Raw genomic sequence first — 24,651 nt, forward strand, 5'->3', positions numbered from 1 at the left:
GCTATGGCCACTGAAGGGCACGGATCCTGCCTCATCGCGCTGCCCCGACCCGCCACGGGACAAGTGGGGCGGCCCGATACCAACCGATTCATCCTGCCCCCCCTTCTCCCCCGGGAGAAGGGGCAAAAACCCCCGCATTGATTAGTTATCCCGGTGCAGAGCGCGGACGCAGCCGTTATGCTGGCGACACGCCCACTCACGCCATGACCGGGGAACCACGCCACCATGCCACGCGTTCTGTTTGTTGAAGACGATCCCGAGATAGGCCAGCTCATCAGCAGCTGGCTCGGTCGCCACGACATCGAGGTGCTGCTGGAGACCCGGGGTGACCGGGCACTCGACAGGGCCCTGGCCGAGCAGCCGGATCTGGTGCTGCTCGACATCATGCTGCCGGGGCAGGATGGCCTCTCCCTGTGCCGGGATCTGCGCCCGCGCTTTGCCGGCCCCATCGTCATGCTCACTTCGCTCGACAGCGACATGAACCAGATCCTGAGCCTGGAGCTGGGGGCCAACGACTACATCCTCAAGACCACGCCCCCCCCGGTGCTGCTGGCCCGGCTGCGGGTCCAGTTTCGCCAGCAGGGGCAGAGCCAGCAGGCCGTGGTCCCCGCCGCCCCGCCCCAGCGCCTGCAGTTCGGCCGCCTCCAGATAGACGGCCCGGGTCGGGACGTGCGCCTCGATGGGGAGAGCATTCCCCTCTCCACCGCCGATTTCGACCTCCTGTGGGAGCTGGCCTGCCACGCGGGCCAGATCCTGGGGCGGGAGGCGCTGTTTCGCAGCCTGCGGGGGCGCGACTACGACGGCCAGGATCGCAGCATGGACGTGGCCATCTCCCGTCTGCGCCGCCGGCTCGGGGATGACAGCAACAACCCGACCCGCATCAAGACGGTGCGCCAGAAGGGTTATCTACTCGTACCCCAGGCTTGGGAATGAGCTGGTGTCTCACACGCCTGCACACCAGAAGCCAGGGAATGACAGCAACAACTCGATCTGGATCAAGACGGTGCGCCAGAGAAGGTTACCTGCTGGTGCCCCAGGCCTGGGAATAAGCCCCGCCGAATGACCTTGATGCACTCAGCCTTCTCCCCTTGCGGGAGAAGGGTTGGGGATGAGGGGCAACAAGGCAATGTCCAGACGCAATCCAGGCAAGAGGAGAGCCCCGATGCGACGCCTGTTTATCCAGTTCTATCTGTTGCTGAAGGCTTCACCCTCGCCATTCTGCTCATCGGGCTGGTCTATCAGGTCAGTGCAGAGCGGGCGGGGGACCGTTATCTGGAGCGGATGATGCAAGGCTCCCTCGGCCTGCTCACTGGCGAGCTGGCCCGGCTGCCGCCGGAACACTGGGCCACCCGCACCGGCGAGCAGAGCCGCCAGCTCAATCTGCCGCTGCAGATCGGCGTCCTCGCCAACCAGCCCCTGGCCAGCGAGGATCAGGCCTTCCTCGAGGCGGGCAACATCGTCATCGTCGAAGAGGATGACACCTTCCTGCAGCGCATCCCGAACACCGACAAGGTGCTGATCGTCGGCCCCGTCCCCTACCTCTCCTACCTGCACGAGCTGCACTGGGTGGACGTGGGGCTGTTGCTGCTCATCGGCCTTTCCCTCGGCCTGCCCATCCTGCTCTGGCTTCGCCCACACTGGCGCGGCCTGCAACAGCTCGAACAGACCGCCCGCCGGGTCGGCGACGGGGATCTCTCCTGTCGCACCGGTTTGCCGCCCGGCAGCAGCCTGGGCCAGGTCGGCCGCACCTTCGACCAGATGGCGGAGCAGTTGCAGGCCATGCTGGCCAGTCGCAAGCAGTTGACCGACGCCATCGCCCACGAGTTGCGCTCCCCCCTGGTGCGGCTGCGCTATCGCCTCGCCATGCTGGCCGAGCCTCCCTCACCCGAGGAGCAGCAGGGACTGGAGCGGGACCTCGGCGCCCTCGATGCCCTCATCGAGGAGATGCTGACCTATGCCAGGCTCGATCGCCCCGAACTGCCGCTGCAATGCAGCGATCTGGAGCTCGGCAGCTGGGCCGGCAGCCGCCTGGCCGACTGGCAGGCCCTGCGACCGGACAAGCGGCTCGACTTCGTGCGCCCGACCATGCCCCTACCCTGGCGCGGTGACACCCGATTGCTGGACCGGGCGCTGGAAAACCTCATCGGCAACGCCCTGCGCCATGCCACCAGCCAGGCAAGCCTCTGCATAGCGCGACAGGGGGACGACTATCTGCTGGAGGTGGCCGACGATGGCCCCGGCATCGATCCCGCGCTGGCCCCGCAAATCTTCGAGCCCTTCGTGCGCCTGGATCAGAGCCGGGACAGACGCACCGGCGGCGCCGGGCTGGGGCTGGCCATCGTGCGCAGCATCGCCCACCACCACGGCGGCGAGGTGCAACTGCTGCCAAGCAGCAGCGGTGCCCGTTTCTGCCTGACCCTGCCCGTACATTTGGATACAAACCGTCACCAGTCGCTCACTGAACCGCAGGTCGAACAACCCTAGGATGAAGTCATGGAGAAACGCTCCATGTCATCAAACCGAACGAGGAACTGGAATATGAACAAGCTGATCCCCCTGACTCTGGCCGCTGTCTTCGCCCTGACCTCCGGCTTCACCATGGCCGCCACCCCGACCAAGGCCGCCGCTCCCCACGCCACCCAGACCAAGGTCGTGAAAAAGCATCACAAGGCTGCCCACGCCAAGGCGCCGGCCGTCAAGGTTGCCCCCAAGACCAAGTAAGCTGCCCGCTTCCGCCATGAAAAAGGGGCCCCCGACAGGGGCAATGCTGTTCACTTAAGAGAATTTGAGTTCCAGTCCACGTAGTATCAGGGCTAAAAAATGAGGGAGGCATGATGCCTCCCTCTTTCTATTGCAAGCCACGCTGGATAAAGGCTGAAGGAACATCGACTGGAAACAGCCTTGCTCCCCCAACTCAAGTCGCATTTATGAATAATTAGTCAAAAATGTGCTTATCTGAACAGCATTGCCCCGACAGGGGGCCCCTTCTGTTTTTTACGCGCTTGCCGTGACTCAACCCAGCATGTAATCCGCCGGCAGTTCGATGCGGGCCACCCCGGAGGCAACCGCCGCCAGTGCCACGGCACGGGCAACCCGCGGCAGCAGGCGGGCGTCCATGGGCTTGGGAATGACGTAATCCTTGCCGAAGGCGAGTTCACTCACGCCAGCGGCGGTCAGCACCTCGGCGGGCACCGGCTCCTTGGCCAGAGCACGGATCGCCTCCACTGCCGCAATCTTCATGGCATCGTTGATGCGGCTGGCACGGGCGTCGAGGGCGCCGCGGAAGATGAAGGGGAAGCAGAGCACGTTGTTGATCTGGTTCGGGTAGTCCGAGCGGCCGGTTCCCATGATGAGATCCCCGCGCACTGCGTGAGCCAGGGCAGGCTTGATCTCGGGGTCCGGGTTGGAACAGGCGAAGATCACCGGGTTGGGGGCCATCAGGGCCAACGCCTCGGCGGGCAGTACGTCCGGGCCGGAGACGCCGACGAAGACGTCAGCCCCGTCGATGACATCCATAAGAGTGCGCAGGGGGGTGTCGTTGGCGAAACGCTGCTTGTACTGGTTGAGATCGGTGCGGCCGCTGTGGATCACACCCTGGCGGTCCAGCATGAAGATGTTGTGCGGCGCAGCCCCGCACTTGATCAGCAGATCCATGCAGGCGGTGGCGGCTGCGCCGGCGCCCATGCAGACGATGCGGCTGGTGCCAATCTCCTTGCCCTGCACTTCCAGCGCGTTGAGCAGCCCGGCGGCGGTGACGATGGCGGTACCGTGCTGGTCATCGTGGAACACCGGGATGTCACAGCGGGCGATCAGCGCCTCTTCAATCTCGAAGCACTCGGGGGCCTTGATGTCTTCCAGGTTGATGCCGCCGAAGGTGTCGGCGATGGCGGCCACTGTATCGATGAACTGGGCGCTGGTCTCGTGCTTCACCTCGATGTCGATGGAGTCGATGCCGGCAAAGCGCTTGAACAGCAGGGCCTTGCCCTCCATCACCGGCTTGGAGGCCAGCGGGCCCAGATTGCCCAGCCCCAGGATGGCGGTGCCGTTGGAGATGACGGCCACCAGGTTGCCCTTGCCGGTGTAACGGTAGGCATCGGCCGGATTGGCGGCGATCTCGCGTACCGGTTCGGCAACGCCCGGGCTGTAGGCCAGCGCCAGATCGCGAGCGGTCTCGGCGGGCTTGGTGAGGGCGATGGCGATTTTGCCCGGGACAGGTTGGGCGTGGTAGTCGAGTGCCTGTTGGCGGAGATCGTGCTGCTGATCGGACATGGGGGACCCCGATACGGAAATGAATGAGTGATGCGTTGGCTCGCCAGCGGGCGAGGGCTGAGGATCATAAAGAAATCCCCCGCCCTTTCACAGCATAAAATATCGCTGGATAGCAATGACAGGCTAATCAGTAGCATGTCATGCCACCCAAAACTACCCAATTAGTTATAGATTCGATTTCAATCCATGACTGGAATGCCGGCTTTTGCCTCTGCCTGCCGGGCGATGGCCTCCGTCATTCCCTGGAAGATGAAGAGGTGAAACGGCAGCATGGCAAGCCAGTAGGCCAGCCCCCAGGCCCCCTGCGGATGCCAGTGGGCAGTCACCCGCAGCCGGGTCAGGCCGGACTCCAGGGGCTGGATGTTGAACTCCAGCCGACCGACGCCGGGGGCCTTCATGTTGAACAGCAGATCCAGCCTGCGTCCTTCATCCACCCCGAGGATCTGCCAGGAGTCCAGCATGTCCCCCTTCACGAAGCGATCCGGGTTGGTGCGTCCCCGGGTCCGGGCCGGGCCGCCGATCAGGTGATCCATCCATTCGCGCACCACCCACAGCTCGTTCATGTAGAAGTAGCGCTGCTCGCCCCCCAGCTGCTGCAGCACCTGCCACACTACCTCGGGGGCGGCGAGGCAATCCGCCTCCCCGCTGGCGGTGCGGTCGTAGAAGCCATATTCGGGATGGCGCCAACGCAGACCAAGGGGCGTCTCCTCCCCGTGCTGCTCGGCACCGAGCCTCTGCTCCAGCGCCAGGCTCTCCGCCAGCGCCTCATCGAAGCTGAGCAGATGCTGGGGCAGCAGGGCGCGCAAGGGGCCGTCATCCGCCGGGATGTCGTGCTTGAGCCCCCCCACCAGCGCCTTGGCGATGGGTTGGGGAACCGAGGTGGCGAACTGCAGCCACCAGGCGGAGAGCCGGGGGCTCAAAAAGGGGATCGGAATGATGGGGCAGCGTTTGCCGATATGGGCGGCGAATTTTTGGAGCTGCTGCTGGTAGCTGAGCAGCTCGGGGCCCGCCGCATTGAAGATCTGGCCATCCACCCCGTCGGCTTCCACCAGCCCGCCCAGATAGTGCAAGAGGTTGGAGAGGGCGATGGGGGGCGTGCGGGAACGCACCCACTTGGGCGTCACCATCATGGGCAGGTTGTACACCAGATCCCGCATCACCTCGAACGCCGCCGAGCCGGGGCCTATGATGATGCCGGCACGCAGCTCTACCGTGGGCACCCCTGCGCTGCGAAACAGCTCGCCACAGTAGCGCCGGGAGTTGAGGTGGCGACTGTTGCAGGGCTCGGGCTGGATGGCGCCGAGATAGACGATGCGGCGCACCCCGGCGGCACGGGCGGCAGCAGCGAAGTTCTTCACTCCCTGCTGCTCCAGCCGGTGAAAACCGGCCCCCGCCCCCATGGCGTGTACCAGATAGAAGACGGTGTCGACCCCCGCCAGCGCAGGGGGCAGGGTGGCAGGCTTGAGGCTGTCGGCGAGGCGAAACGCCACCCCCTCCGGCAGACGGCAGGGACGACGGGCCCCGGCGATGACCCTGTACCCCAGACCCTGCAGATGGGGCACCAGGTAGGATCCTATGTACCCGGCAGCTCCCATCACCAGACATGTGCGCATCGGCTCTTCTCCCTTGGTTGAGCCAACACCATAGGGCAAAGCGAGGAATTACAGAATGGCGGCCAATAAAAAAGGCACCCGATGGGCGCCTTTTTCAGAATTCTTCAGAAGCAAGATTACTTCTTGGAGGTCAAGCCACCGAAACGCTTGTTGAACTTGTCTACGCGGCCGCCGCTAGAAACTTCTTTCTGCTTGCCGGTGTAGAACGGGTGGCACTCGGAGCACACGTCCAGGTTCAGATCTTTACCGATGGTAGAGAAGGTGTTGATGACGTTACCGCAAGAGCACTTGGCGGTGATGGCTACGTAGTCAGGATGGATACCAGCTTTCATGGACAACCTCAATTATCAGGCCGTGTCGCCATCCGATCTCTTGTCGGACACCACACGATTGTTGAACACAGTTTCAAAGGCTGCGAATAATATAGGAAACGCCTGAGATCAGGCAAGTGGCTTCGCAGAAAAAATAGGCAACCCCTGGTGAATTCTTCCCAAACGCTGGATCTGGTTCGTGTGGCTGTGCCGGTGCCGTTACGCCGTCATTTCGACTATCTCTCTCCCCTGCCCTTGCCTGCCCCCGGTTGCCGGGTCGAGATCCCGTTCGGCCCGCAGACCTTGGTCGGTCTGGTGGTGGATCACCCGACCGAGAGCCTGGTCCCCCGCAACAAATTAAAGCCCTTGAAGAGGGTGCTCGACAGCGCCCCCGTGCTGGGGCCCGACATTCTGGCGCTGATGGCCTGGAGCGCCGGTTACTACCAGCACCCGCTGGGGGAGGTACTGCCCCACGCCCTGCCGGTGCTGGTGCGCAAGGGGGAGCCCGCCGCCTATCGGGAGCTGGAGTTCTGGTTTGCCACCGATGCGGGCATGGCCATCGACCTCAACGAGCTCAAGCGGGCGGCCAAGCAGCAGCAGGCCCTCGCCCTGCTGCGCAAGGGGCCGCAGACCCCCTCCGCCCTCAAACAGGAGGAGATCCAGAGCGCGGCCCTCACCGCGCTGGAGAAGAAGGGACTGCTGGAGAAGCGCTCGCTGGAGCCGAGCCATGATGGCGACTGGGCCACCCGCTTCGAGCCGGGTGAGGGGCTGCGCCTCAACGGCGAGCAGGCGCTGGCGGTGGCCGCCGTCACCAGCCAGAGCAACAAGTTCGGTGCCTTCCTGCTGGACGGCATCACGGGCTCCGGCAAGACCGAGGTTTACCTCAGCATCCTCGAGCCCCTGCTCAAGGCGGGCAAGCAGGCGCTGGTGATGGTGCCGGAAATTGGCCTCACCCCCCAGACCATCAACCGCTTCCGGCGCCGCTTCAACGTGCCCGTGGTGGCGATGAACTCCGCCATGAACGACAGGGAGCGGCTCGATGCCTGGCTCGCCTGCCGCGACGGCGGTGCCGCCATTCTGATCGGCACCCGATCTGCGGTGTTCACGCCGTTCAAGGACCTCGGCATCATCATCATCGACGAGGAGCACGACGGCTCCTTCAAGCAACAGGACGGCTTTCGCTACCACGCGCGGGATCTGGCAGTGATGCGGGCCCATCGCGCCGGCATTCCCATCCTGCTTGGATCTGCCACCCCGTCGCTGGAGACGCTGCACAACGCCCGCAGCGGCAAGTATCACCACCTCACTCTCACTCGCCGCGCCGGCAACGCCCAGACCGCTCGCCAGGTGATCCTCGACATCAAGAACGTGCGGCTGCAGGCGGGCCTCTCCCCCCAGCTGGAACAGCTGATGGCAGAGCACCTGGCGGCGGGCAACCAGGTGATGCTGTTTCTCAACCGCCGTGGCTATGCCCCGGCTCTGATTTGCCACCAGTGCGGCTGGAGTGCCGCCTGCGAGCGCTGCGACGCCTGGTACACCTGGCATCAGGCCGGGCGACGGCTGCACTGCCACCACTGCGACAGCGTGCGCCCGTTGCCCCACCACTGTCCCGAGTGTGGCAGCAGCGAGCTCATCGGCTCCGGGGTCGGCACCGAACAGCTGGAGCAACTGCTCGGCACCGTGTTCCCGCAATATCCGGTGGTGCGCATCGACCGGGACAACACCCGCCGCAAGGGGGAGCTGGAGACGCACCTCGGCGACATCAAGGCGGGCAAGTACAAGATCCTGATCGGCACCCAGATGCTGGCCAAGGGCCACCACTTCCCGGATGTGACCCTGGTAGGGCTGCTGGATGTGGATGGCGCCCTGTTCAGCGCCGATTTTCGCGCCGCCGAGAAGCTGGCCCAGCTCTACACCCAGGTGGCGGGCCGGGCTGGTCGCGCCAGCAAACCGGGGCTGGTGGTGCTGCAGAGCCACCATCCCGAACACGCCCTGCTGCAGGATCTGACCCAGAACGGCTATGGCCACTTCGCCGACACGGCGCTGAAAGAGCGCCGCCTGCTGGGGCTGCCACCGTTCAGCCATCAGGGGCTGTTTCGGGCCGAGGCCAACGGCCGCGACGAGGTACAGCTGTTCCTCAGTCGTCTCGCCGATACCCTGCGCAGCGCCCGCTATCCCCAGGTGCAGGTGCTCGGGCCCATCAGCGGCTTCATGGAGCGCAAGGCGGGCAAGTTTCGCATGCAGCTGCTGGTGCAGGGGCCCAGCCGGGCACCACTGGCCCAGCTGCTCGACTGGGCGGTGAAGGAGCTGGAGGGGTGGCCCGAGACCAAGCGGGTGCGCTGGAGCCTGGATATCGACCCCACGGAACTGAACTAGCGCGGCTCTGCCAGCACGGCCTCCGCCAACACCCTGGCCTGTTCCAGAGCCAGGGGCTGCTGATAGCTGTGGGCCATCACCACGGCCCCTTCCAACAGCAGGCATAACCCGGTGGCCTGCACCTCGGTGCATTCGAGGGCCTTCCTGACCCAGTTCAGCAACGCACGCTTGTGGGCCACCACCAGCTTGCGCACCGGGTGGCGAGGATCGGAGAACTCGGCGCTCGCGTTGATGAAGTTGCAGCCGTAGAAGTCGCTGCGGCCAAACCAGTCCGCAAAGCCATCGAGCAGTGCCAGCAACCTGGCCTCCCGTCCCGACACCCCATCCATCCTGGCATCGAGCAGGGCAAAGAACTCCGCATCCCGTGCCATCAGCACCGCTTCGATCAAGACATCCTTGGTGGGGAAGTGGCGATAGAGGGTGCGTTTGGTACTGCCCGCCTCGGCCCAGATGCGATCGATGCCGGTGGCGTGAAAACCGTGACGATTGAACAGCCGATAGGCTGTCGTCATCAGCTGTTGCCGTTTGTCGCTCATGGTGACTTTCCTCTTGAAGTACACCGATCTGTCTACCTAATGTCGCAGGCTGGATCAAGTGATCCGGCACAGACAAGGAGACAGGAGATGGAAACAAGACGATGGCGAAGTGCCTGGCTGGCAGGGCTCGGTGCCTGCCTGGCCATAATGTTGCTCGGCTGGCTGGACATGAGCTGGCAGTCGACCCTGTTGATGGCACCGTTCGGGGCAAGCTGTGTGCTGCTCTTCTCCCTGCCGGACAGTCCGCTGGCCCGTCCGCAGAACGTGCTGGGAGGCCACCTGTTATCGGCCACCGTGGGGTTGGTGGTGCAATTGCTACCGCTACCGATGGAACTCAAGCTGGCGCTGGGTGTGGGCCTGTCCATTGCACTCATGCAGGGACTGGGGCTGATCCACCCCCCTGCCGGAGCCAATCCACTGTTGATCCTGCTCACCACCCAGTCCTGGCCTTTCCTCTGGCAAACAGTGCTGCCCGGCGCCTTGCTGCTGATCATGGTGAGTCATTGCGCCAGGCGGCTGCAAACGTCACGGCTCACACCCACATAAACAACGAGGGGGCCAAGGCCCCCTCGTTGTTTAATAGCAAGGCAAAGATGGCTTATTCGGCAACCTGGGAGACCCCGGTCAGGCGCACCTCGACCCGGCGATCCGGGGCCAGGCAGGCGATCATCTGCGCCTTGGCGCCATCCGGGCAGCTGCCCCCGGTCACGGGCGAAGACTCTCCCCGCCCTTCGGCACGCACCTTGTCGGCAAACAATCCCTTGGCGATGAGATAATCCGCCACCGTGCGGGCACGCTGTTCGGAAAGGGACTGGTTGTAGGCCTCCGAGCCGATGCGGTCGGTATGACCGATCACCGTCGCCACCCCGTCTTTCGGATTGGCTGCCAGGATCTGGGCAAACAGGTTGTCGAGGGCCTGACTGGCGGCTGGCTTCAGGGTCGCCTTGTTGAACTCGAACAGCACATCGGAATCCAGGCTGAACTGCTTCTCCACCAGCACGGGGGCCGGGGCGGGCGCAGGTTCGGGCGCAGGCGTTGGTGCCACCGGCTCGTCGCCGATCTGGCCGAAGCGATAGAGCATGCCGACCGACAGCAGGCCGTTGTCCATCTCGATGCCTGACTCGTCGAGGGAAGTCTTCCCAAGGGGGGTGGTGTACTGGTATTCGAGGCGGGCGGCCCAATCCTTGTCGATGGCGTATTCGACCCCCAGCGCCCCGACAAAGGCGGCACCATGATATTTGTTGCCCTCATGGGATTCGGAGAGGCTGCTGGTGCCATCGCTGGCCCTGACGTTGAGTGAGCTCTCGGTCCAGGCATAGGCCCCCCCGAGACGGCCGTAGATATCCAGTGCCGAGGTTGCAGGCAGGATAATCTTCATGGTGGCCTGCACCATCTGGGCCTTGGCCTCGCCATCGAGTGCGAAATCAACCCCGTTGCCCGAGTAGTGCTTGTCCACCTGATACTTGCCGAGCCAGTCATAGCCGAGCTCAACCGCCACGTTTCTGTTCACCTGATAACCGGCAAACAGCCCCAGACCGAGATCATCGCTGTTCTCGTTCACCTTGGTCGCATCGAACAGCTCTTCGACCTGAGCGTTGTAATCCACCCCGTAATAATTTGACCAGCCGGCCTTGCCGCCGACATACCAGGTGTTGTCCTGGGCGGCAGCCTGCACCGTCCCTGTTGCCATCAAAGCGCCGATCAGGACGGCGAGCATAGATCTGTTCATGGATGAGCCCCTGCAATGAATTGTTATGACGCGGCTGCGTCTCTCTTCCCTGACGGGGCCCTGAACCCAAGCCCCGCATTCAGATTATCCCATCTGCAACCAGCCTCAAACGACCAGGGTCTCAGGAGTGTGATATTGGCGACATTATCAGCCACCGTGCCCCCAATCATGGGGGCCGGCGCGTTGCCCATAAAAAAACGAAGAGCCGGGCTCTTCGTTTTTCATCTGGCAAGGGGATGGCTCACTGGCTGCCCTGGCTCGCCAGGAACAGGCGGTAGGCGGGATCCTCGCTCACCTCTTTCCAGCCGTAGCCAATCTCGTGCAGGTAGTCGTGGAAGGCGGCCACGTCCTCGTCCGGCAGCTCGAACGCACAGAGCACCCGGCCGTAGTCGGCACCGTGGTTGCGGTAGTGGAACAGGCTGATGTTCCAGCGACAGCCGAGGGTCTCCAGGAAGCGCATCAGGGCCCCCGGCTGCTCCGGAAACTTGAAGCTGTAGAGCCGTTCACCGAGGGGCCGGGCCGGGCGGCCGCCAATCATGTAGCGCACGTGGTTCTTGGCCAGCTCGCTCTCGGTCATGTTGACCACCGGGTAGCCGTTGCCACCGAGCTGATCGATGATCTGGCCGAGCTCCTCGTCACCGCCGGTGAGGCGCACCGAGACGAACAGCGACGCCTGCTCCGCGTCCGCATAGCGGTAGTTGAACTCGGTCACCATGCGGGGCCCCAGCTGACGGCAGAAGTCGAGGAAGGCCCTCTTGCGCTCGGGGATGGTCACCGCCAGCATGCCCTCGCGCTTCTCGCCGATCTCGCAGCGCTCCGACACGTAACGCAGGCTGTGGAAGTTGACGTTGGCGCCGGACAGAATGGCCGCCATCCGCCCCCCTTTCACCTGCTCCCGCTCGCTGTAGGCCTTGAGGCCGGCCAGCGACAAGGCCCCCGATGGCTCGGCGATGGCGCGGCAGTCATCGAAGATGTCTTTCAGTGCGGCGCAGATCTGGTCGTTGGAGACGGTCACCACCTCGTCCAGATACTGGTTGCACAGCCGGAAGGTCTCCTCACCGATGCGCTTGACCGCCACCCCGTCCGCAAACAGCGAGACCCGGTCCAGATTGACCGGCTCGCCAGCCGCCAGCGCCGCCTTGAGGCAGGCGGAGCCCTCCGCCTCCACCCCGATCACCTTCACATCCGGCAGCAGCTGCTTGATGTAGACCGCCACCCCGGCGGCCAGGCCGCCGCCGCCCACCGGCACGAAGACGTGGGTGAGGTGGGTATCCTGCTCCAGCAGCTCCTTGCCGATGGTGCCCTGCCCGGCGATCACCTCGACGTCGTCAAACGGCGGGATCAGGGTGTAGCCCTCCAACTCGGCGAGGCGGCGGCTCTCGCCGTAGGCCTCATCGAAGCTGTTGCCAAACAGCATGACGTTGCCGCCCTGACGGCGCACCGCGTCGATCTTGATGTCCGGCGTGGTCTTGGGCATCACGATGATCGCCTTGATGCCGAGCTTGGCGGCCGACAGGGCGACCCCCTGGGCGTGGTTGCCGGCAGAGGCGGCGATGACGCCGCGTTCTTTCTGCTCCTGGGTCAGGGTGGCGATCTTGTGGTAGGCGCCGCGCAGCTTGAAGGAGTGAACCGGTTGCAGATCCTCCCGCTTCAGGCTGACGTGATTGCCAAGCCGCTCGGAGAGTTTCTTCAGGGTTTGCAAGGGGGTGACCCGCGCCGCCTCGTAGACGGGGGAGAGCAGCACCTTGCGTAGATAATCCGCCGCAGAGACCATGGTTTATACCCCCGTCTCGTGGCGAAGGGCGCGCAATGCGCCCATATCATGACAGTTCATTCTCTCACTCCCCCAGCAGGGTGCGATCGCGCACCGCGCCCTTGTCGGCGCTGGTGGCGAACATGGCGTAGGCGCGCAGGGCAAAGGAGACCTCGCGCTGACGATCGACCGGCTTCCAGCCACGGGCAGAGACGGCGGCGCGACGGGTGGCCAGCACGCTGTCGGCCACCTCCAGCACCATGCTGCGGGCCGGGATGTCGATGTTGATGATGTCGCCATCCTCTACCAGACCGATAGTGCCGCCAGAGGCCGCCTCCGGGGAGACATGACCGATGGAGAGACCCGAGGTACCGCCGGAGAAGCGACCGTCGGTGATGAGGGCACACGCCTTGCCCAATCCCATGGATTTCAGATAGGTGGTGGGATAGAGCATCTCCTGCATGCCGGGGCCCCCTTTCGGGCCCTCGTAGCGGATCACCACCACTTCACCGGCTTTCACCGTGCCGTCCAGAATGCCGCTCACCGCGCTCTCCTGGCTCTCGAATACCCGGGCCGGGCCGCGGAAGGTGAGGTTCTCCTCGTCCACCCCGGCGGTCTTGACGATGGCCCCGTTGAGGGCGAGGTTGCCAGCGAGGACCGCCAGGCCACCTTCCTGGCTGTAGGCGTGATCGAAGGAGCGGATGCACCCCTCGGCGCGGTCCAGATCCAGCTCGGGCCAGCGGCAATCCTGACTGAACGCCTTGGTGGTACGGATGCCGGCAGGGCCTGCACGGTAGAAGTCGTGAACCCCCTTGTCATTGCTGCGGCTGACGTCATATTCGGCCAGCAGCTCCACCAGGGAGGTGCCCAGCACGTTGCGGGCATCGCCGTGCACCAGGCCCGCTTTTTCCAGCTGACCCAGGATGGCGACCACGCCGCCGGCGCGGTGCACATCTTCCATGTGGTACTTCTGGGTGGAAGGCGCCACCTTACACAGCTGGGGCACCTTGCGGGACATGCGGTCGATGTCGGCCATGGTGAAGTCGACGCCCGCCTCCTGGGCTGCCGCCAGCAGGTGCAGCACGGTGTTGGTGGAGCCGCCCATGGCGATGTCGAGCGCCATGGCGTTCTCGAACGCCGCCTTGGTGGCGATGTTGCGCGGCAGTGCCGAGGCATCGTCCTGCTCATACCAGCGCTTGGCCAGAGTGACGATACGCTGGCCCGCCAGCTTGAACAGCTGCTCGCGGTCGCTGTGGGTTGCCAGCAGGGAGCCGTTGCCCGGCTGGGAGAGACCCAGTGCCTCGGTCAAGCAGTTCATGGAGTTGGCGGTGAACATGCCGGAGCAGGAGCCGCAGGTGGGGCAGGCGCTGCGCTCGATCTGATCGCTCTGTGCATCGGAGACCTTGGGGTCGGCGCCCTGGATCATGGCGTCCACCAGATCCAGCTTGATGATCTGGTCGGAGAGCTTGGTCTTGCCCGCTTCCATGGGACCGCCGGAGACAAAAATGACCGGGATATTGATGCGCAGGGCAGCCATCAGCATCCCCGGGGTGATCTTGTCGCAGTTGGAGATGCAGACCATGGCGTCGGCACAGTGGGCGTTGACCATGTACTCCACCGAGTCGGCGATGAGTTCGCGGGACGGCAGGGAATAGAGCATGCCACCGTGGCCCATGGCGATGCCGTCATCCACGGCGATGGTGTTGAACTCCTTCGCGACCCCGCCAGCCGCCTCGATTTCGCGGGCGACCAGCTGGCCCAGATCCTTGAGGTGGACGTGGCCCGGCACGAACTGGGTGAAAGAGTTGACCACGGCGATGATGGGCTTGCCGAAATCCTGATCGGTCATGCCGGTGGCACGCCAGAGGGCGCGGGCCCCGGCCATGTTACGTCCGTGGGTGGTGGTGGCGGATCTCAACTTCGGCATTGTCTCTACTCCCTGAATGCCCCTGGGGCGCATTGTCTTTCAACATGAATGTGTGATTCGCGGATCGGGAATCGATCCTGGTGAAGGCACCTCGGGGAGCCTTCACCGGAAGCGACTCGGGGAGGCGTGACGCCTCCCCGCTATCATCAGTCGTTGACCGGCGTCAGCCAGCCCCACTTGTCTTCGGTCTTGCCGTTGAACAGGCCGAAGAAGGCGTTCTGCAACTGCTCGGTCACCGGGCCACGGCAACCGGCGCCCACCTTCATCCGATCCACCGAGCGCACCGGGGTCACCTCGGCGGCGGTGCCGGTCATGAAGATTTCGTCTGCGACGTACAGCGCTTCACGGGGCAGCGCCTGCTCGCGTACCTCGTAACCCAAGTCGCGCGCCAGCGTCATGATGGTGTCGCGGGTGATGCCGGGCAGGATGGCGGCGGTGGCGGGCGGGGTGAACAGCACGCCGTTCTTCACCAGAAACAGGTTCTCCCCCGCCCCTTCGCTCAGATAGCCGTTCACATCCAGCGCCAGCCCCTCGGCGAAGCCGTTGCGCTTGGCCTCGCGGCTGATGAGCTGGGAAGAGAGATAGTTGCCCCCCGCCTTGGCACCGGTCGGGATGGTGTTGGGAGCGAGCCGGTTCCAGGAGGTGACGCACACATCCACTCCGTTTTTCAACCCCTCTTCACCGAGGTAGGCGCCCCAGGGCAGGGCCGCGACCATGAGGTCGGCCTTGGCATCCAGCGGCGGATGCAGCCCCAGCCCCACGTTGCCGACAAAGGCCAGCGGGCGCAGGTAGCCGCTCTTCAGGCCGTTCTCGCGCACCACGGTGCGGCAGGCTTCATTCACCTCAGACTCGCTGTAGGGGACGTCCATCCAGTAGATCTTGGCGGAGTCGAACAGGCGGCGGGTGTGCTCCTGCAGGCGGAAGATGCAAGTCCCCTTGGGAGTGTCATAGGCCCGCACCCCCTCGAACACCGAGGATCCGTAGTGCAGGGCATGGCTCATGACATGCACCTGGGCATCCTGCCAGGGGACCAGCTTGCCGTTGAACCAGATGTATTGGGGGTGGGCGGCGGATTGGGAAGGCTGTGACATTGGCTTGGCTCCTTAAGCTCTGATCCGGGGTTGCTGTTCCAGTGCATCGACCCGGGAGACATCCACCAGCTTCACCAGCTGGCTCCACAACTGCTGGATGGGACGTACCGATTCGACAGTAACCGTGATCCGCAGCTGTTGGCAATCCTGCTCCATGTTGAGGGCGCAGAGATTGAAACCGCGGTGACGGACCACCCGCAGCACCCGTTCCATCACTTCGGGTCTGGGTTGGGCATGGATTTCCAGGGTGCTGGTATTGAGCTGGTTCATGGGCGTTGCTCCATCATCTTGTGGTTGGCGACTCCTGGCGGAACCAGGGGCCAGACATTTTCTTCCTCTGAAATAGCCACATGCAGCAGATAGGCACTCTCGCTCGCCAGCAGGCGATCCAGTGCCGGACCTATCTCTTCTTTACATGTGATGGTCTCGCCGGGGATACCGAAGGCGGCAGCCAGGGCGACGAAATCGGGGTTGTCGGACAGATTGGTCTCGCTGTAGCGACCGTCGAAGAACAGCTCCTGCCATTGACGCACCATGCCGAGGCGCTGGTTGTCCAGCAGCACCATCTTCACCTTGAGCCGGGCGCGGCGGATGGTGCCGAGCTCCTGCACGTTCATCATGAAGGAGCCGTCACCGCTCACCAGCACCACCTCGTCATCGGGGCGCGACATCTTGGCGCCGATGGCGGCGGGCAGGCCGAAGCCCATGGTGCCGAGGCCGGCACTGGACAGGTGGTTGCGCGGGCTGGTGAAACGCATGTGCTGGGCCACCCACATCTGGTGCTGACCCACGTCGCAGGCCACCACGCTGGTCTCCGGCAGCTGGCTTGAAAGCTCTTTGAGCAGGGCCGGGGCGTAGATGGCCTGACCCGGATGGTCGTAGCGGAAGGCGTATTCCCGAGCCATGGTGGCGCAGTGCTCGCGCCAGGGGTCGAGGGTCAGCGTCATCGCCAGGGCGGGCAGCACACGCTTGAGATCCGTGGTGATCCCCACATCGGCGGCGCGACGCTTGCCGAACTCGGCGGCGTCCACATCCAGGTGGATCACCTTCGCCTCGGGGGCAAATTCCTCCAGCTTGCCGGTCACCCGATCATCGAAACGGGCGCCTACCACCACCAGCAGATCGCACTGCTGTACCGCCAGGTTGGCGGCCTTGGTACCGTGCATGCCGAGCATGCCCAGATAAACGGGGCTGTCGGGGTCGAGGGCACCTATCCCCTTGAGGGTGGTGACCGCCGGCATCCCCGTGGTGGCGGCAAAGTCGCGCAGCTGCTGCTCGGCATTGGCCATGCCCACCCCGCCGCCGACGTAGAGTACCGGACGCTCAGCACCGGCCAGCAGGGTACGGGCGACCGTCAGTTCGGCCGGATTCAGGGGTTCGGGTTCCTCCACTGCAAACAGCGGGCTTTGAGAGGGAACGGCGGCCAGCTGCACATCCTTGGGCAGGTCGATGAGCACGGGACCCGGACGCCCTTCGGTGGCGATGGCGAAGGCTTCGGCAATGACCCGTCCCAGATCCGCCGGGTCCGTCACCATGAAGGAGTGCTTGGTGCAGGAGAGGGACATGCCGAGCACGTCCACTTCCTGAAAGGCATCGGTACCGACGGCGGCGCAGGGCACCTGGCCGCTGATGGCCACCAGCGGTACCGAATCGAGCAGTGCCTCCGCGAGGCCGGTGACCAGGTTGGTGGCGCCGGGGCCAGAGGTGGCGATGCAGACCCCCACCTGACCGGAAGCGCGGGCATAACCCACCGCAGCCATGGCGGCACCCTGCTCGTGGCGGCAGAGCTGATGGGCCAGGCCACCGTCATACAGGGCGTCATAGACCGGCATGATGGCCCCGCCCGGGTAACCAAACACCTGGGTCACACCCTGTTTCTTGAGAGCCTGTACCAAAAACTGCGCGCCGTTCATGTGGAAAATCCTGTCCTTTGGTCGAAAAAAAACCCCCGGGCCGTGAGGCTCGGGGGTCGCTTGTTTCGTTCTGTCCGGTGGTGGGTCTATCCCTTGTTCCGTGCAGCCAAACGAGCCCCGAGCGGTGAGATAATAATCACCACTAGGACCACAATAATGCTGACGAAACGGGAGGCCATGTTCATAGTTACAACCGGAAATCCTGTGAAATGGGAGCGGAGCTTGCCGCGAATGGCTATTAGAACTAGCACGGTGATTTTTATTGGGCAAGCACTTTTTACCTGACAAGACTCTGATTTTGACTGCTCTGAAACCTGACAACTGGAACAAAAAACTAATTAAAAACGGTTAACCAGCATATACATCAAACCAAGGACGGTATTTATGTCATTAGCTGTTGTTTATAGCCGTGCCAGCCTGGGGATAGCGGCGCCGCAAGTCACGGTGGAGGTGCACCTCTCCAACGGCCTGCCCGCCTTCAACATGGTGGGGCTGCCGGAAACCTCGGTGAAGGAGTCGCGGGATCGGGTGCGCAGCGCCCTGCTCAACGGCAATTTCGAGTTCCCGAGCAAACACATCACGGTCAACCTGGCCCCTGCGGATCTGCCCAAAGAGGGGGGTCGCTTCGACCTGGCCATCGCCATCGGCATTCTCGCCGCATCCAAGCAGATACCCGCAAGATACCTGCTCGATCACGAATTTTTAGGGGAATTGGCCCTGACGGGCGAGATCCGCCCCGTGCTTGGGGTGCTCCCCTCGGTGCTCGCCTGCCGCGACGCAGGGCGCACCCTGCTGGTCCCACGGGAGAACGGTCCGGAGGCTTCCCTCATACAGGATGCCGAGGTGCGCACCGCCCACCAGCTGCTGGCGGTCACCGCCTGGCTGGCGGGCCAGTACGAACTGCCGCTGCCGGAACCCCAGAGCGCGGAGACCCTGCACGACGTGCCGGATCTGCAGGATGTGATCGGTCAGTCCCAGGCGAAGCGGGCGCTGGAGATCGCCGCAGCTGGCAGCCACAACCTGCTGTTCATCGGCCCCCCCGGCACCGGCAAGAGCATGTTGGCCAGCCGTCTGCCCGGCATTCTGCCACCGCTGAGCGAACAGGAGGCGCAGCAGACCGCCGCCATCCACTCCATCGGCGGCCTCACCCCCCGCGCCGGCCACTGGCACCACAGGCCGTATCGCACGCCCCATCACAGCGCCTCGGCGGTGGCGCTGGTGGGCGGGGGTACCCATCCCAGGCCTGGCGAAATTTCCCTTGCCCACAACGGGGTCCTGTTTCTGGATGAACTGCCGGAGTTCGAGCGCAAGGTGCTCGATTCCCTTCGCGAACCGCTGGAGACCGGGCACATTACCATCAGTCGTGCCGCCCGCCAGGTGGATTTTCCCGCCCGCTTCCAGCTGGTGGGTGCCATGAATCCCAGCCCCTGCGGCCATTATGGCGACGGCCAGACCCGCTCCAGCCCGGATCAGATTCTGCGCTATCTGGGCAAGCTCTCCGGCCCCTTTCTCGACCGGTTCGATCTGACGGTAGAGGTCCCGCTCTTGCCCAGGGGGAGCCTGACCGGCAAGGCGGAGCGGGGGGAATCGAGCCAGCAGATACGCGAACGGGTGCTGGGGGCGCGAGAGCGCATGCTGAGTCGCAGCGGAAAACTCAACAACCTGCTGGATAGTCGTGAAATCGAAGATGTTTGCAGATTATCGCCACAGGATGCCGAGTTTCTGGAAGGTGCCATCCAGAAGCTGGGGCTCAGCATCCGGGCCTGGCACCGCATCCTGCGGGTATCGCGCACCATCGCCGATCTGGCGGGACACGTCACCATCGAGAGAGCGCATCTGATCGAAGCCCTGGGCTATCGTGCCATGGATAGGCTGTTGTCGCGGCTGCGCGGGGGCCAGTGAGCGGGGGAACGACAGCAGCCACCACCCGACCCGGAAAGGGCGCCACCATGGTCTAGTCGTGGGCCGGCTGATATTATGGCAACAGATCTGACCACTTGGTTGCCATCCACCGATACGAAGACGGATTCCACCATGCCCAACAAGCTGATAGAGCGACTGCGCGGCAGCCTCTCGACCCTGCTCTATTTCATCAACACCCTGTTCTAGTTTGTCCCCGTCCTGCTGCTTGGCCTCATCAAGCTGCTGCTGCCCTTCAAGGGGGCGCGACGTCTCTGCAACACCCTCCTGGACGGCTGCGCCACCCACTGGATAGGTTTTAACAATCTGATCCAGAAAACCATCATCAACACCCCTTTCGATGTGGTCGGAGTGGACAAAGGGCGCCGGAATGAGTGGTATATGGTGATTGCCAACCACCAATCCTGGGTCGACATACTGGTATTGCAGCGGATTTTTAATCAAAAAATCCCCTTCCTGAAGTTTTTCCTTAAGAAAGAACTGATTTGGGTACCTTTTCTCGGCCTGGCCTGGTGGGCGCTGGATTTCCCCTTCATGCGGCGATATTCGCGCAAGTTGCTGGAAAAGAAGCCGCATCTGAAGGGAAAAGACATAGAGACCACGCGCCAGGCGTGTGCCCGTTTCCGCCATATGCCGGTGAGTGTGATGAACTTCGTGGAAGGGACCCGCTTCACCATCGGCAAGCACGACAGGCAAGGGGCACCCTATCGTCATCTGCTGCACCCGAGAGCAGGGGGCATCGCCTTCACCCTGGCGGCCATGGGGGATCAACTGCACAAGCTGGTGGATGTGACCATCGCCTATCCCGGCGGCGTCCCCAGCTACTGGGACTTCATGTGCGGTCGGGTCAAGGAGATCAAGGTTCGGGTCCGCTTTCTGCCGATCGAATGCAATCTGGTGGGGGATTACTTCAATGACCCCGAGTTCCAACAAGAGTTTCAACAGTGGTTGAACGGGATCTGGCACGAGAAGGACCAGACCCTGGATAAGCTGCTGGCGGACAAGACGCAGTAAGACACTCATGCCAAACCTGCTCCCGGGCCCCCTGGTGCTGTTCATCAGCGCCGGCCTGACCATACTGTTTACCGCCCTGTGTGCCAGCCTGATCCTGCTGGTTTCTCTGGCCAAACTGCTGCTGCCCGTGCCGGCCTTTGGTCGCGCCTGCAGCCGGCTCAACAATCGCTTCATGGGCCTGTGGCTCGGTTGCAACGCCCTGGTGATCCGCCTCACTACCCGCATCGACTGGCAGATTGAGGACAATACCCGGCTGCGCAAGGATGGCTGGTATCTCATTATCAGCAACCACATGAGCTGGACCGATATCGTGGTGCTCGGCCACCTGTTTCGCAATCGTCTGCCGGTGCCCAAGTTCTTCATGAAGCACGAGCTCATTTACATCCCGCTGCTGGGGCTCGCGTGCTGGGGGCTGGACATGCCCTTTATGCGCCGCTATTCGAGAGAGTTTCTGTTAAGAAATCCGCATCTGCGGGGCAAGGATATCGAGACCACCCGCAACGCCTGCGAGAAGTTTCGCCACATTCCCACCACCGTCATCAACTTTGTGGAGGGGACCCGCTTCACCGATCAGAAGCGCGAGGCCGCCCGCTCCCGCTATCGCCATCTCATGCCCCCCAAGGCGGCAGGACTCGCCTTCACCCTGGCAGCCATGGGCGATCAGTTCGACAGCCTGATCAACGTCACCATCAGCTACCCGGACAACCCCGACACCCCCTTCAAGGATTTCCTGATGGGGAAGATGAAGCGCATCCGGGTGCGGATCGAGGAGCTGCCGGTGGACGAGCAACTGGTGGGGGATTACTTCAACGACAAGCAGTTCAAACGCGGTTTCCAGGAGTGGCTGAACGCACGCTGGAAGGAAAAAGACGACATGCTGGCGCAGTGGCAGGCGGCCGATGCGGCGGCTCAGACCGATCCGCAGGCAGCCAAGGCGAGCGCCGAGGCCAGCTCGGGCAGCTGATCCTCGCTGAACACCGCGATGCCATGGCGGCGCAGCAAAGCCGTGGTCTTGCCCTCTCCCGCCAGTGAAACCCCTTCGAAGCGGCCATTGTAGATGCGACCGCTGCCGCAGGAGGGGCTCCCCTCCTTCAGAAGGGCGAAGCGAATGTCCTGCTGCTGACAGAGGGCCAGCGCAAGGGCGGCGCCCCGATCGAACTCGGCCGTCACATCCAGCCCGCTTTCGGTAACCACCCGCTCCCCCTGGCGCTCGGCAGGGGGGCGTGGCGTCGGCAGGCCACCCGCCACCTCGGGGCAGAAGGCCAGTGCCCGCCCCTCGGCTCCCAGCGCCTGCAGCCAGTCGCTGACAATCCCCTTGCTCTGGCCGTCGTAACGCACTGGCTGCCCCAGCAGACAGGCGCTCACCAGCACCTTGTGCATTCCCGTCTCTCCCATGCTTTCACTTCCTGTGTGAGGTGCCAGTGCGCCAGACCCGCTATGGGGTGACAATCCGGCTTTCGCAGACATCGGCTTATGCTTCCGCACCGTGCATCACCTGATCGAACATGACGCAGCAGGGGGTCTCCAGCCGATAGAGGATGGCGGGACGTTGCTTGCCGGTGCGCTTGCGCCCTGTGTCCACCAGGATGTCGGCACGGTGGAGCCGCTTGCGAAATGCGGCCGTGTTCATGGGGGTCTGCAGGACGATCTCGAACGCCCGTTGCACCTCGGAGAGGGTGAATTCTGCCCCCAGCAGATGCAGCGGCAGGGTGCTGTAACGGCTCTTGATGCGCAGCCGCTCCAGCCCCATGGCGACCAGCTTGCCGTGATCGAAGGCGAGTTGCAGGCCGGGCAGATCGTCCAGAGGATGCCAGCGACCGCGCACCGCCCCCCCATCGGGATCCGCCAGACAGAGATAGACGAGGGTGGTGGACCAGCCGCGGGGATCCCGCTCCAGGTTGCCGAGGGTACAGACCTGCTCGCTGTAGCAGTGCTCCAGCCCCCACTCTGCCAGCAGGCGATGGCGAGCCGCGTCCAGATCCCGATCCCGGGTCTCGTCGATGCGCAGGGCCGGCAACTGCCAGCAGTGGGCAAAGGGGGGGCGATCCCGGGTCTCGAGAAGCAGCTCGAGCCGCTCCTCGCGCAACCGCAGCACCACCATATCCAGACTCATTCTCGGCATCCTGGTCGACCTGCTCGCCTTCTAATAATGTTTGGTAGATAATATCACAAGAATATTATGTGAAGGAGCCATCCATGGGAATCATCGCCAGCCTGGATATTGATGCGCAGAAGGGATTCACCCCCCTCTGCCCGAACGAGCTGCCCGTCGCTGGCGGGGATACCATAGTGGCGGCGCTCAATGCCCAGGCTGCCCTCGCCACCCTGCGAACCGGCAGCAAGGATGCCCACCCCGCGAACGCCCCCTGGGTGGTGACCGAACCCGGCGCCATGTTGCAACCCCTTGCTCTGGCGAATGCCGATCTCACCTGGCCGGCCCACTGCGTGCCCGGCACCCCTGGGTTCGAGCTGCTCGACGGCCTGCCCGCCCCCATCGACTACGACTTCTTCGTCTGGAAGGGGGTCGAGCCGGACCTGCATCCCTATGGCGTCTGCTATCACGACCTGGCGGAACTGCGCAGCACCGGGCTCATCGAGTTTCTGCAAGCCCGCGACGTCACTACCGTGCTGGTCGGCGGCCTCGCCACCGACTACTGCGTCAAAACCAGCGTGCTGCAACTGCGTCGCGCCGGTTTCCGGGTCATCGTCCACCTCGACGCCTGCCGCGGCATCGCCCCCGAGACAATCGACCAGGCCCGCACCCGGATGATCGAGGCCGGCGCCGAGCTGGCCCAGACCCTGGCCGACATTCAACGCCTGCTGGATGCCTGACATGCCTTCCATTTTCCACTGCCCACCCGACACCGGCGCCCACCCGTCACAGATGCAGCCAGAGTGCGTTGCCCGCGCAGCACTCATCACAGGAGCCTGATATGCCTCCCATCCTCCACAGCCTGCTCGACACCGATGCCTACAAGCTGCACATGCAGCAGGCGGTGTTCCATCGCTATCCGGATGCCGACGTCGTCGCCGAGTTCCACAGCCGCAACGAAGAAGATCTGCTGCCCATGATGGGCCAGATCGAGGAACAACTGCGCCTCGCCGGCTCCCTGCGCCTGACCCGGTCCGAACTCGACTTCCTGGCCGAACGCCCATTCTTCACGCCCGACTACCTGGACCACCTGCGCCGCAAGCCGCTGGACGCCTCCCTGCTCAAGGTGTTCGAGCAGGATGGCCGCATCAATGTGCGGGTCGAAGGCCCCTGGCAGGACGTGATCCTGTGGGAGATCCCGGTGCTCGCCATCATCAGCGAGATGCGCAACCGCTTCCGTTATCCCCAGTTCGGTGTCAGCCAGGCACTGGAGCGGCTCGATCAGAAGATCGACAAGCTGGAGCGGGAGCTGAGCCGGGAGGAGATGAGCGAGTTCAACCTCATCGACTTCGGCACCCGTCGCCGCTTCTCCCTCGCGGTACAAGACGCCGTGGTGGGTCGTCTCAAAGAGCGGCTGCCGGCGTTTCGCGGCACCAGCAACTACCTGCTGGCCCAGAAGTACCGGTTGCCCGCGGTGGGTACCCAGGCTCACGAGTGGTTCCAGGCCCACCAGCAGCTCGGCTTCCCGCTGGAGCTCAGCCAGCGCGCCGCCCTCACCAGCTGGCTGGACGAATTCACCAACCACCTCGGTATCGCGCTCACCGACTGCATCACCATGGATGCTTTCCTGCGTGACTTCGACTTCGAGCTGGCGAGCCGCTACCAGGGGCTGCGCCACGACTCCGGTGATCCCGTGGTGTGGGGCGAGAAAGCCATCAGCCACTATCAGCGGCTCGGCATCGACCCTGCCGAGAAGACGCTGGTCTTCTCCGACGGGCTCAACCTCGACAAGGCCGTCGAGCTGCTGCGCCACTTCCGCGGCCGCATCAACACCAGCTTCGGCATCGGCACCAAGCTCACCTGCGATCTGCCCGGCGTCAGCCCGATGAACATCGTGTTCAAGCTGATGGAGTGCAACGGCGGCCCGGTCGCCAAGATATCCGACAGCCCGGGCAAGACCCTCTGCCGGGATGCGGACTTCATTCGCAACCTCAAGCAGGCCTTCCACGTCGGGGTATAAGACGCCTTTTTGAGTGTCCCATCTTGCGCACTGCGCCGATGGCCCCCTACCATGACTCACCTGAAAGGTCCGGCCCCCGTCGGACCT

The 24,651-nt window shown here is 63.8% G+C and carries 20 protein-coding genes and 2 pseudogenes; 10 read left to right on the forward strand and 12 right to left on the reverse strand.

Features of this window, described 5'->3' with window-relative positions; all coding sequences use genetic code 11:
• Window positions 1-225 precede the first annotated feature (225 nt).
• The 3 genes and pseudogenes from rstA (at window position 226) to OKB81_RS00130 (ending at window position 2,721) form a co-directional block, all read left to right on the forward strand.
• A complete protein-coding gene (gene rstA / locus OKB81_RS00120) occupies window positions 226-933 on the forward strand; it encodes a two-component system response regulator RstA (RefSeq protein WP_010676073.1) in 708 nt (235 codons plus the stop codon).
• Window positions 934-1,162: 229 nt separating this feature from the next.
• Window positions 1,163-2,484: pseudogene (gene rstB / locus OKB81_RS00125) on the forward strand (two-component system sensor histidine kinase RstB).
• A gap of 54 nt (window positions 2,485-2,538) precedes the next feature.
• Window positions 2,539-2,721 (forward strand): hypothetical protein, encoded by a 183-nt coding sequence (locus tag OKB81_RS00130; protein WP_010676075.1) that lies wholly within the window; start codon window positions 2,539-2,541, stop codon window positions 2,719-2,721.
• Between the two features lie 291 nt (window positions 2,722-3,012).
• Here OKB81_RS00130 and OKB81_RS00135 read toward each other — a convergent pair whose 3' ends face one another.
• From OKB81_RS00135 to rpmE, 3 genes are all read right to left on the reverse strand, one after another.
• Window positions 3,013-4,269 (reverse strand): malic enzyme-like NAD(P)-binding protein, encoded by a 1,257-nt coding sequence (locus OKB81_RS00135; RefSeq protein WP_160836752.1) that lies wholly within the window; start codon window positions 4,267-4,269, stop codon window positions 3,013-3,015.
• Between the two features lie 179 nt (window positions 4,270-4,448).
• Window positions 4,449-5,882: a DUF2867 domain-containing protein gene (locus OKB81_RS00140; protein ID WP_010676077.1), complete on the reverse strand. Its 1,434-nt coding sequence runs from the start codon at window positions 5,880-5,882 to the stop codon at window positions 4,449-4,451.
• 116 nt (window positions 5,883-5,998) lie between these two features.
• Complete coding sequence (rpmE, locus tag OKB81_RS00145; RefSeq protein WP_010676078.1) at window positions 5,999-6,214, reverse strand: 50S ribosomal protein L31; 216 nt, start codon at window positions 6,212-6,214, stop codon at window positions 5,999-6,001.
• A 147-nt stretch (window positions 6,215-6,361) separates the two neighbouring features.
• On the opposite strand from rpmE, the gene priA reads away from it, so the two are divergent.
• A complete protein-coding gene (gene priA / locus OKB81_RS00150) occupies window positions 6,362-8,569 on the forward strand; it encodes a primosomal protein N' (protein WP_160836754.1) in 2,208 nt (735 codons plus the stop codon).
• On the opposite strand, the gene OKB81_RS00155 is transcribed toward priA, so the two are convergent.
• Window positions 8,566-9,105 carry a TetR/AcrR family transcriptional regulator gene (locus OKB81_RS00155; RefSeq protein WP_160836756.1) on the reverse strand — a complete coding sequence of 180 codons (540 nt, stop codon included), beginning with the start codon at window positions 9,103-9,105 and terminating at the stop codon, window positions 8,566-8,568. The genes priA and OKB81_RS00155 overlap by 4 nt on opposite strands.
• 87 nt (window positions 9,106-9,192) lie before the next feature.
• Between OKB81_RS00155 and OKB81_RS00160 the strand changes: the two genes are divergently transcribed.
• A complete protein-coding gene (locus tag OKB81_RS00160) occupies window positions 9,193-9,651 on the forward strand; it encodes an HPP family protein (RefSeq protein WP_010676081.1) in 459 nt (152 codons plus the stop codon).
• A gap of 52 nt (window positions 9,652-9,703) precedes the next feature.
• On the opposite strand, the gene ompA is transcribed toward OKB81_RS00160, so the two are convergent.
• The 6 genes from ompA to ilvG form a co-directional block, all read right to left on the reverse strand.
• Window positions 9,704-10,834, reverse strand: a complete 1,131-nt coding sequence (gene ompA, locus OKB81_RS00165) for a porin OmpA (RefSeq protein WP_048209598.1) — start codon at window positions 10,832-10,834, stop codon at window positions 9,704-9,706.
• Between the two features lie 241 nt (window positions 10,835-11,075).
• Window positions 11,076-12,608, reverse strand: a complete 1,533-nt coding sequence (gene ilvA, locus OKB81_RS00170; RefSeq protein WP_160836758.1) for a threonine ammonia-lyase, biosynthetic — start codon at window positions 12,606-12,608, stop codon at window positions 11,076-11,078.
• 64 nt (window positions 12,609-12,672) lie between these two features.
• A complete protein-coding gene (gene ilvD, locus OKB81_RS00175) occupies window positions 12,673-14,514 on the reverse strand; it encodes a dihydroxy-acid dehydratase (protein ID WP_160836760.1) in 1,842 nt (613 codons plus the stop codon).
• A gap of 146 nt (window positions 14,515-14,660) precedes the next feature.
• Window positions 14,661-15,605, reverse strand: a complete 945-nt coding sequence (locus tag OKB81_RS00180) for a branched-chain amino acid transaminase (protein ID WP_039039680.1) — start codon at window positions 15,603-15,605, stop codon at window positions 14,661-14,663.
• A 12-nt stretch (window positions 15,606-15,617) separates the two neighbouring features.
• The gene (ilvM, locus tag OKB81_RS00185; protein WP_010676086.1) at window positions 15,618-15,875 is read right to left on the reverse strand and encodes an acetolactate synthase 2 small subunit; all 258 of its coding nucleotides are present in this window, start codon (window positions 15,873-15,875) and stop codon (window positions 15,618-15,620) included.
• Window positions 15,872-17,518, reverse strand: a complete 1,647-nt coding sequence (gene ilvG, locus OKB81_RS00190; protein WP_160836762.1) for an acetolactate synthase 2 catalytic subunit — start codon at window positions 17,516-17,518, stop codon at window positions 15,872-15,874. Before ilvG ends, ilvM begins: the two co-directional genes overlap by 4 nt.
• Window positions 17,519-17,902: 384 nt before the next feature.
• Between ilvG and OKB81_RS00195 the strand changes: the two genes are divergently transcribed.
• From OKB81_RS00195 to OKB81_RS00205, 3 genes and pseudogenes are all read left to right on the forward strand, one after another.
• Window positions 17,903-19,420, forward strand: coding sequence for a YifB family Mg chelatase-like AAA ATPase (locus OKB81_RS00195; RefSeq protein ID WP_270661548.1), 1,518 nt, complete (start codon window positions 17,903-17,905; stop codon window positions 19,418-19,420).
• 132 nt (window positions 19,421-19,552) lie between these two features.
• Window positions 19,553-20,452 (forward strand): annotated as a pseudogene (locus OKB81_RS00200) (acyltransferase).
• A 7-nt stretch (window positions 20,453-20,459) separates the two neighbouring features.
• Window positions 20,460-21,416, forward strand: coding sequence for an acyltransferase (locus OKB81_RS00205; protein WP_053287995.1), 957 nt, complete (start codon window positions 20,460-20,462; stop codon window positions 21,414-21,416).
• Here OKB81_RS00205 and OKB81_RS00210 read toward each other — a convergent pair.
• Together OKB81_RS00210 and OKB81_RS00215 are read right to left on the reverse strand one after the other, a co-directional pair.
• The gene (locus tag OKB81_RS00210; protein ID WP_029314879.1) at window positions 21,362-21,847 is read right to left on the reverse strand and encodes a DUF523 domain-containing protein; all 486 of its coding nucleotides are present in this window, start codon (window positions 21,845-21,847) and stop codon (window positions 21,362-21,364) included. The two genes, OKB81_RS00205 and OKB81_RS00210, sit on opposite strands and share 55 nt — an antisense overlap.
• Window positions 21,848-21,923: 76 nt before the next feature.
• Window positions 21,924-22,574 (reverse strand): NUDIX hydrolase, encoded by a 651-nt coding sequence (locus OKB81_RS00215; protein WP_029314880.1) that lies wholly within the window; start codon window positions 22,572-22,574, stop codon window positions 21,924-21,926.
• 74 nt (window positions 22,575-22,648) lie between these two features.
• On the opposite strand from OKB81_RS00215, the gene OKB81_RS00220 reads away from it, so the two are divergent.
• Together OKB81_RS00220 and pncB are read left to right on the forward strand one after the other, a co-directional pair.
• Entirely contained in the window at window positions 22,649-23,284 is a 636-nt protein-coding gene (locus OKB81_RS00220) for a nicotinamidase (protein ID WP_053287994.1), read from the forward strand.
• Window positions 23,285-23,385: 101 nt separating this feature from the next.
• A complete protein-coding gene (gene pncB / locus OKB81_RS00225; protein WP_010676094.1) occupies window positions 23,386-24,564 on the forward strand; it encodes a nicotinate phosphoribosyltransferase in 1,179 nt (392 codons plus the stop codon).
• The last annotated feature ends 87 nt before the right edge of the window (window positions 24,565-24,651 follow it).

The sequence above is a fragment of the Aeromonas sp. QDB56 genome, assembly GCF_027705505.1.
Lineage (GTDB): Bacteria > Pseudomonadota > Gammaproteobacteria > Enterobacterales > Aeromonadaceae > Aeromonas > Aeromonas caviae.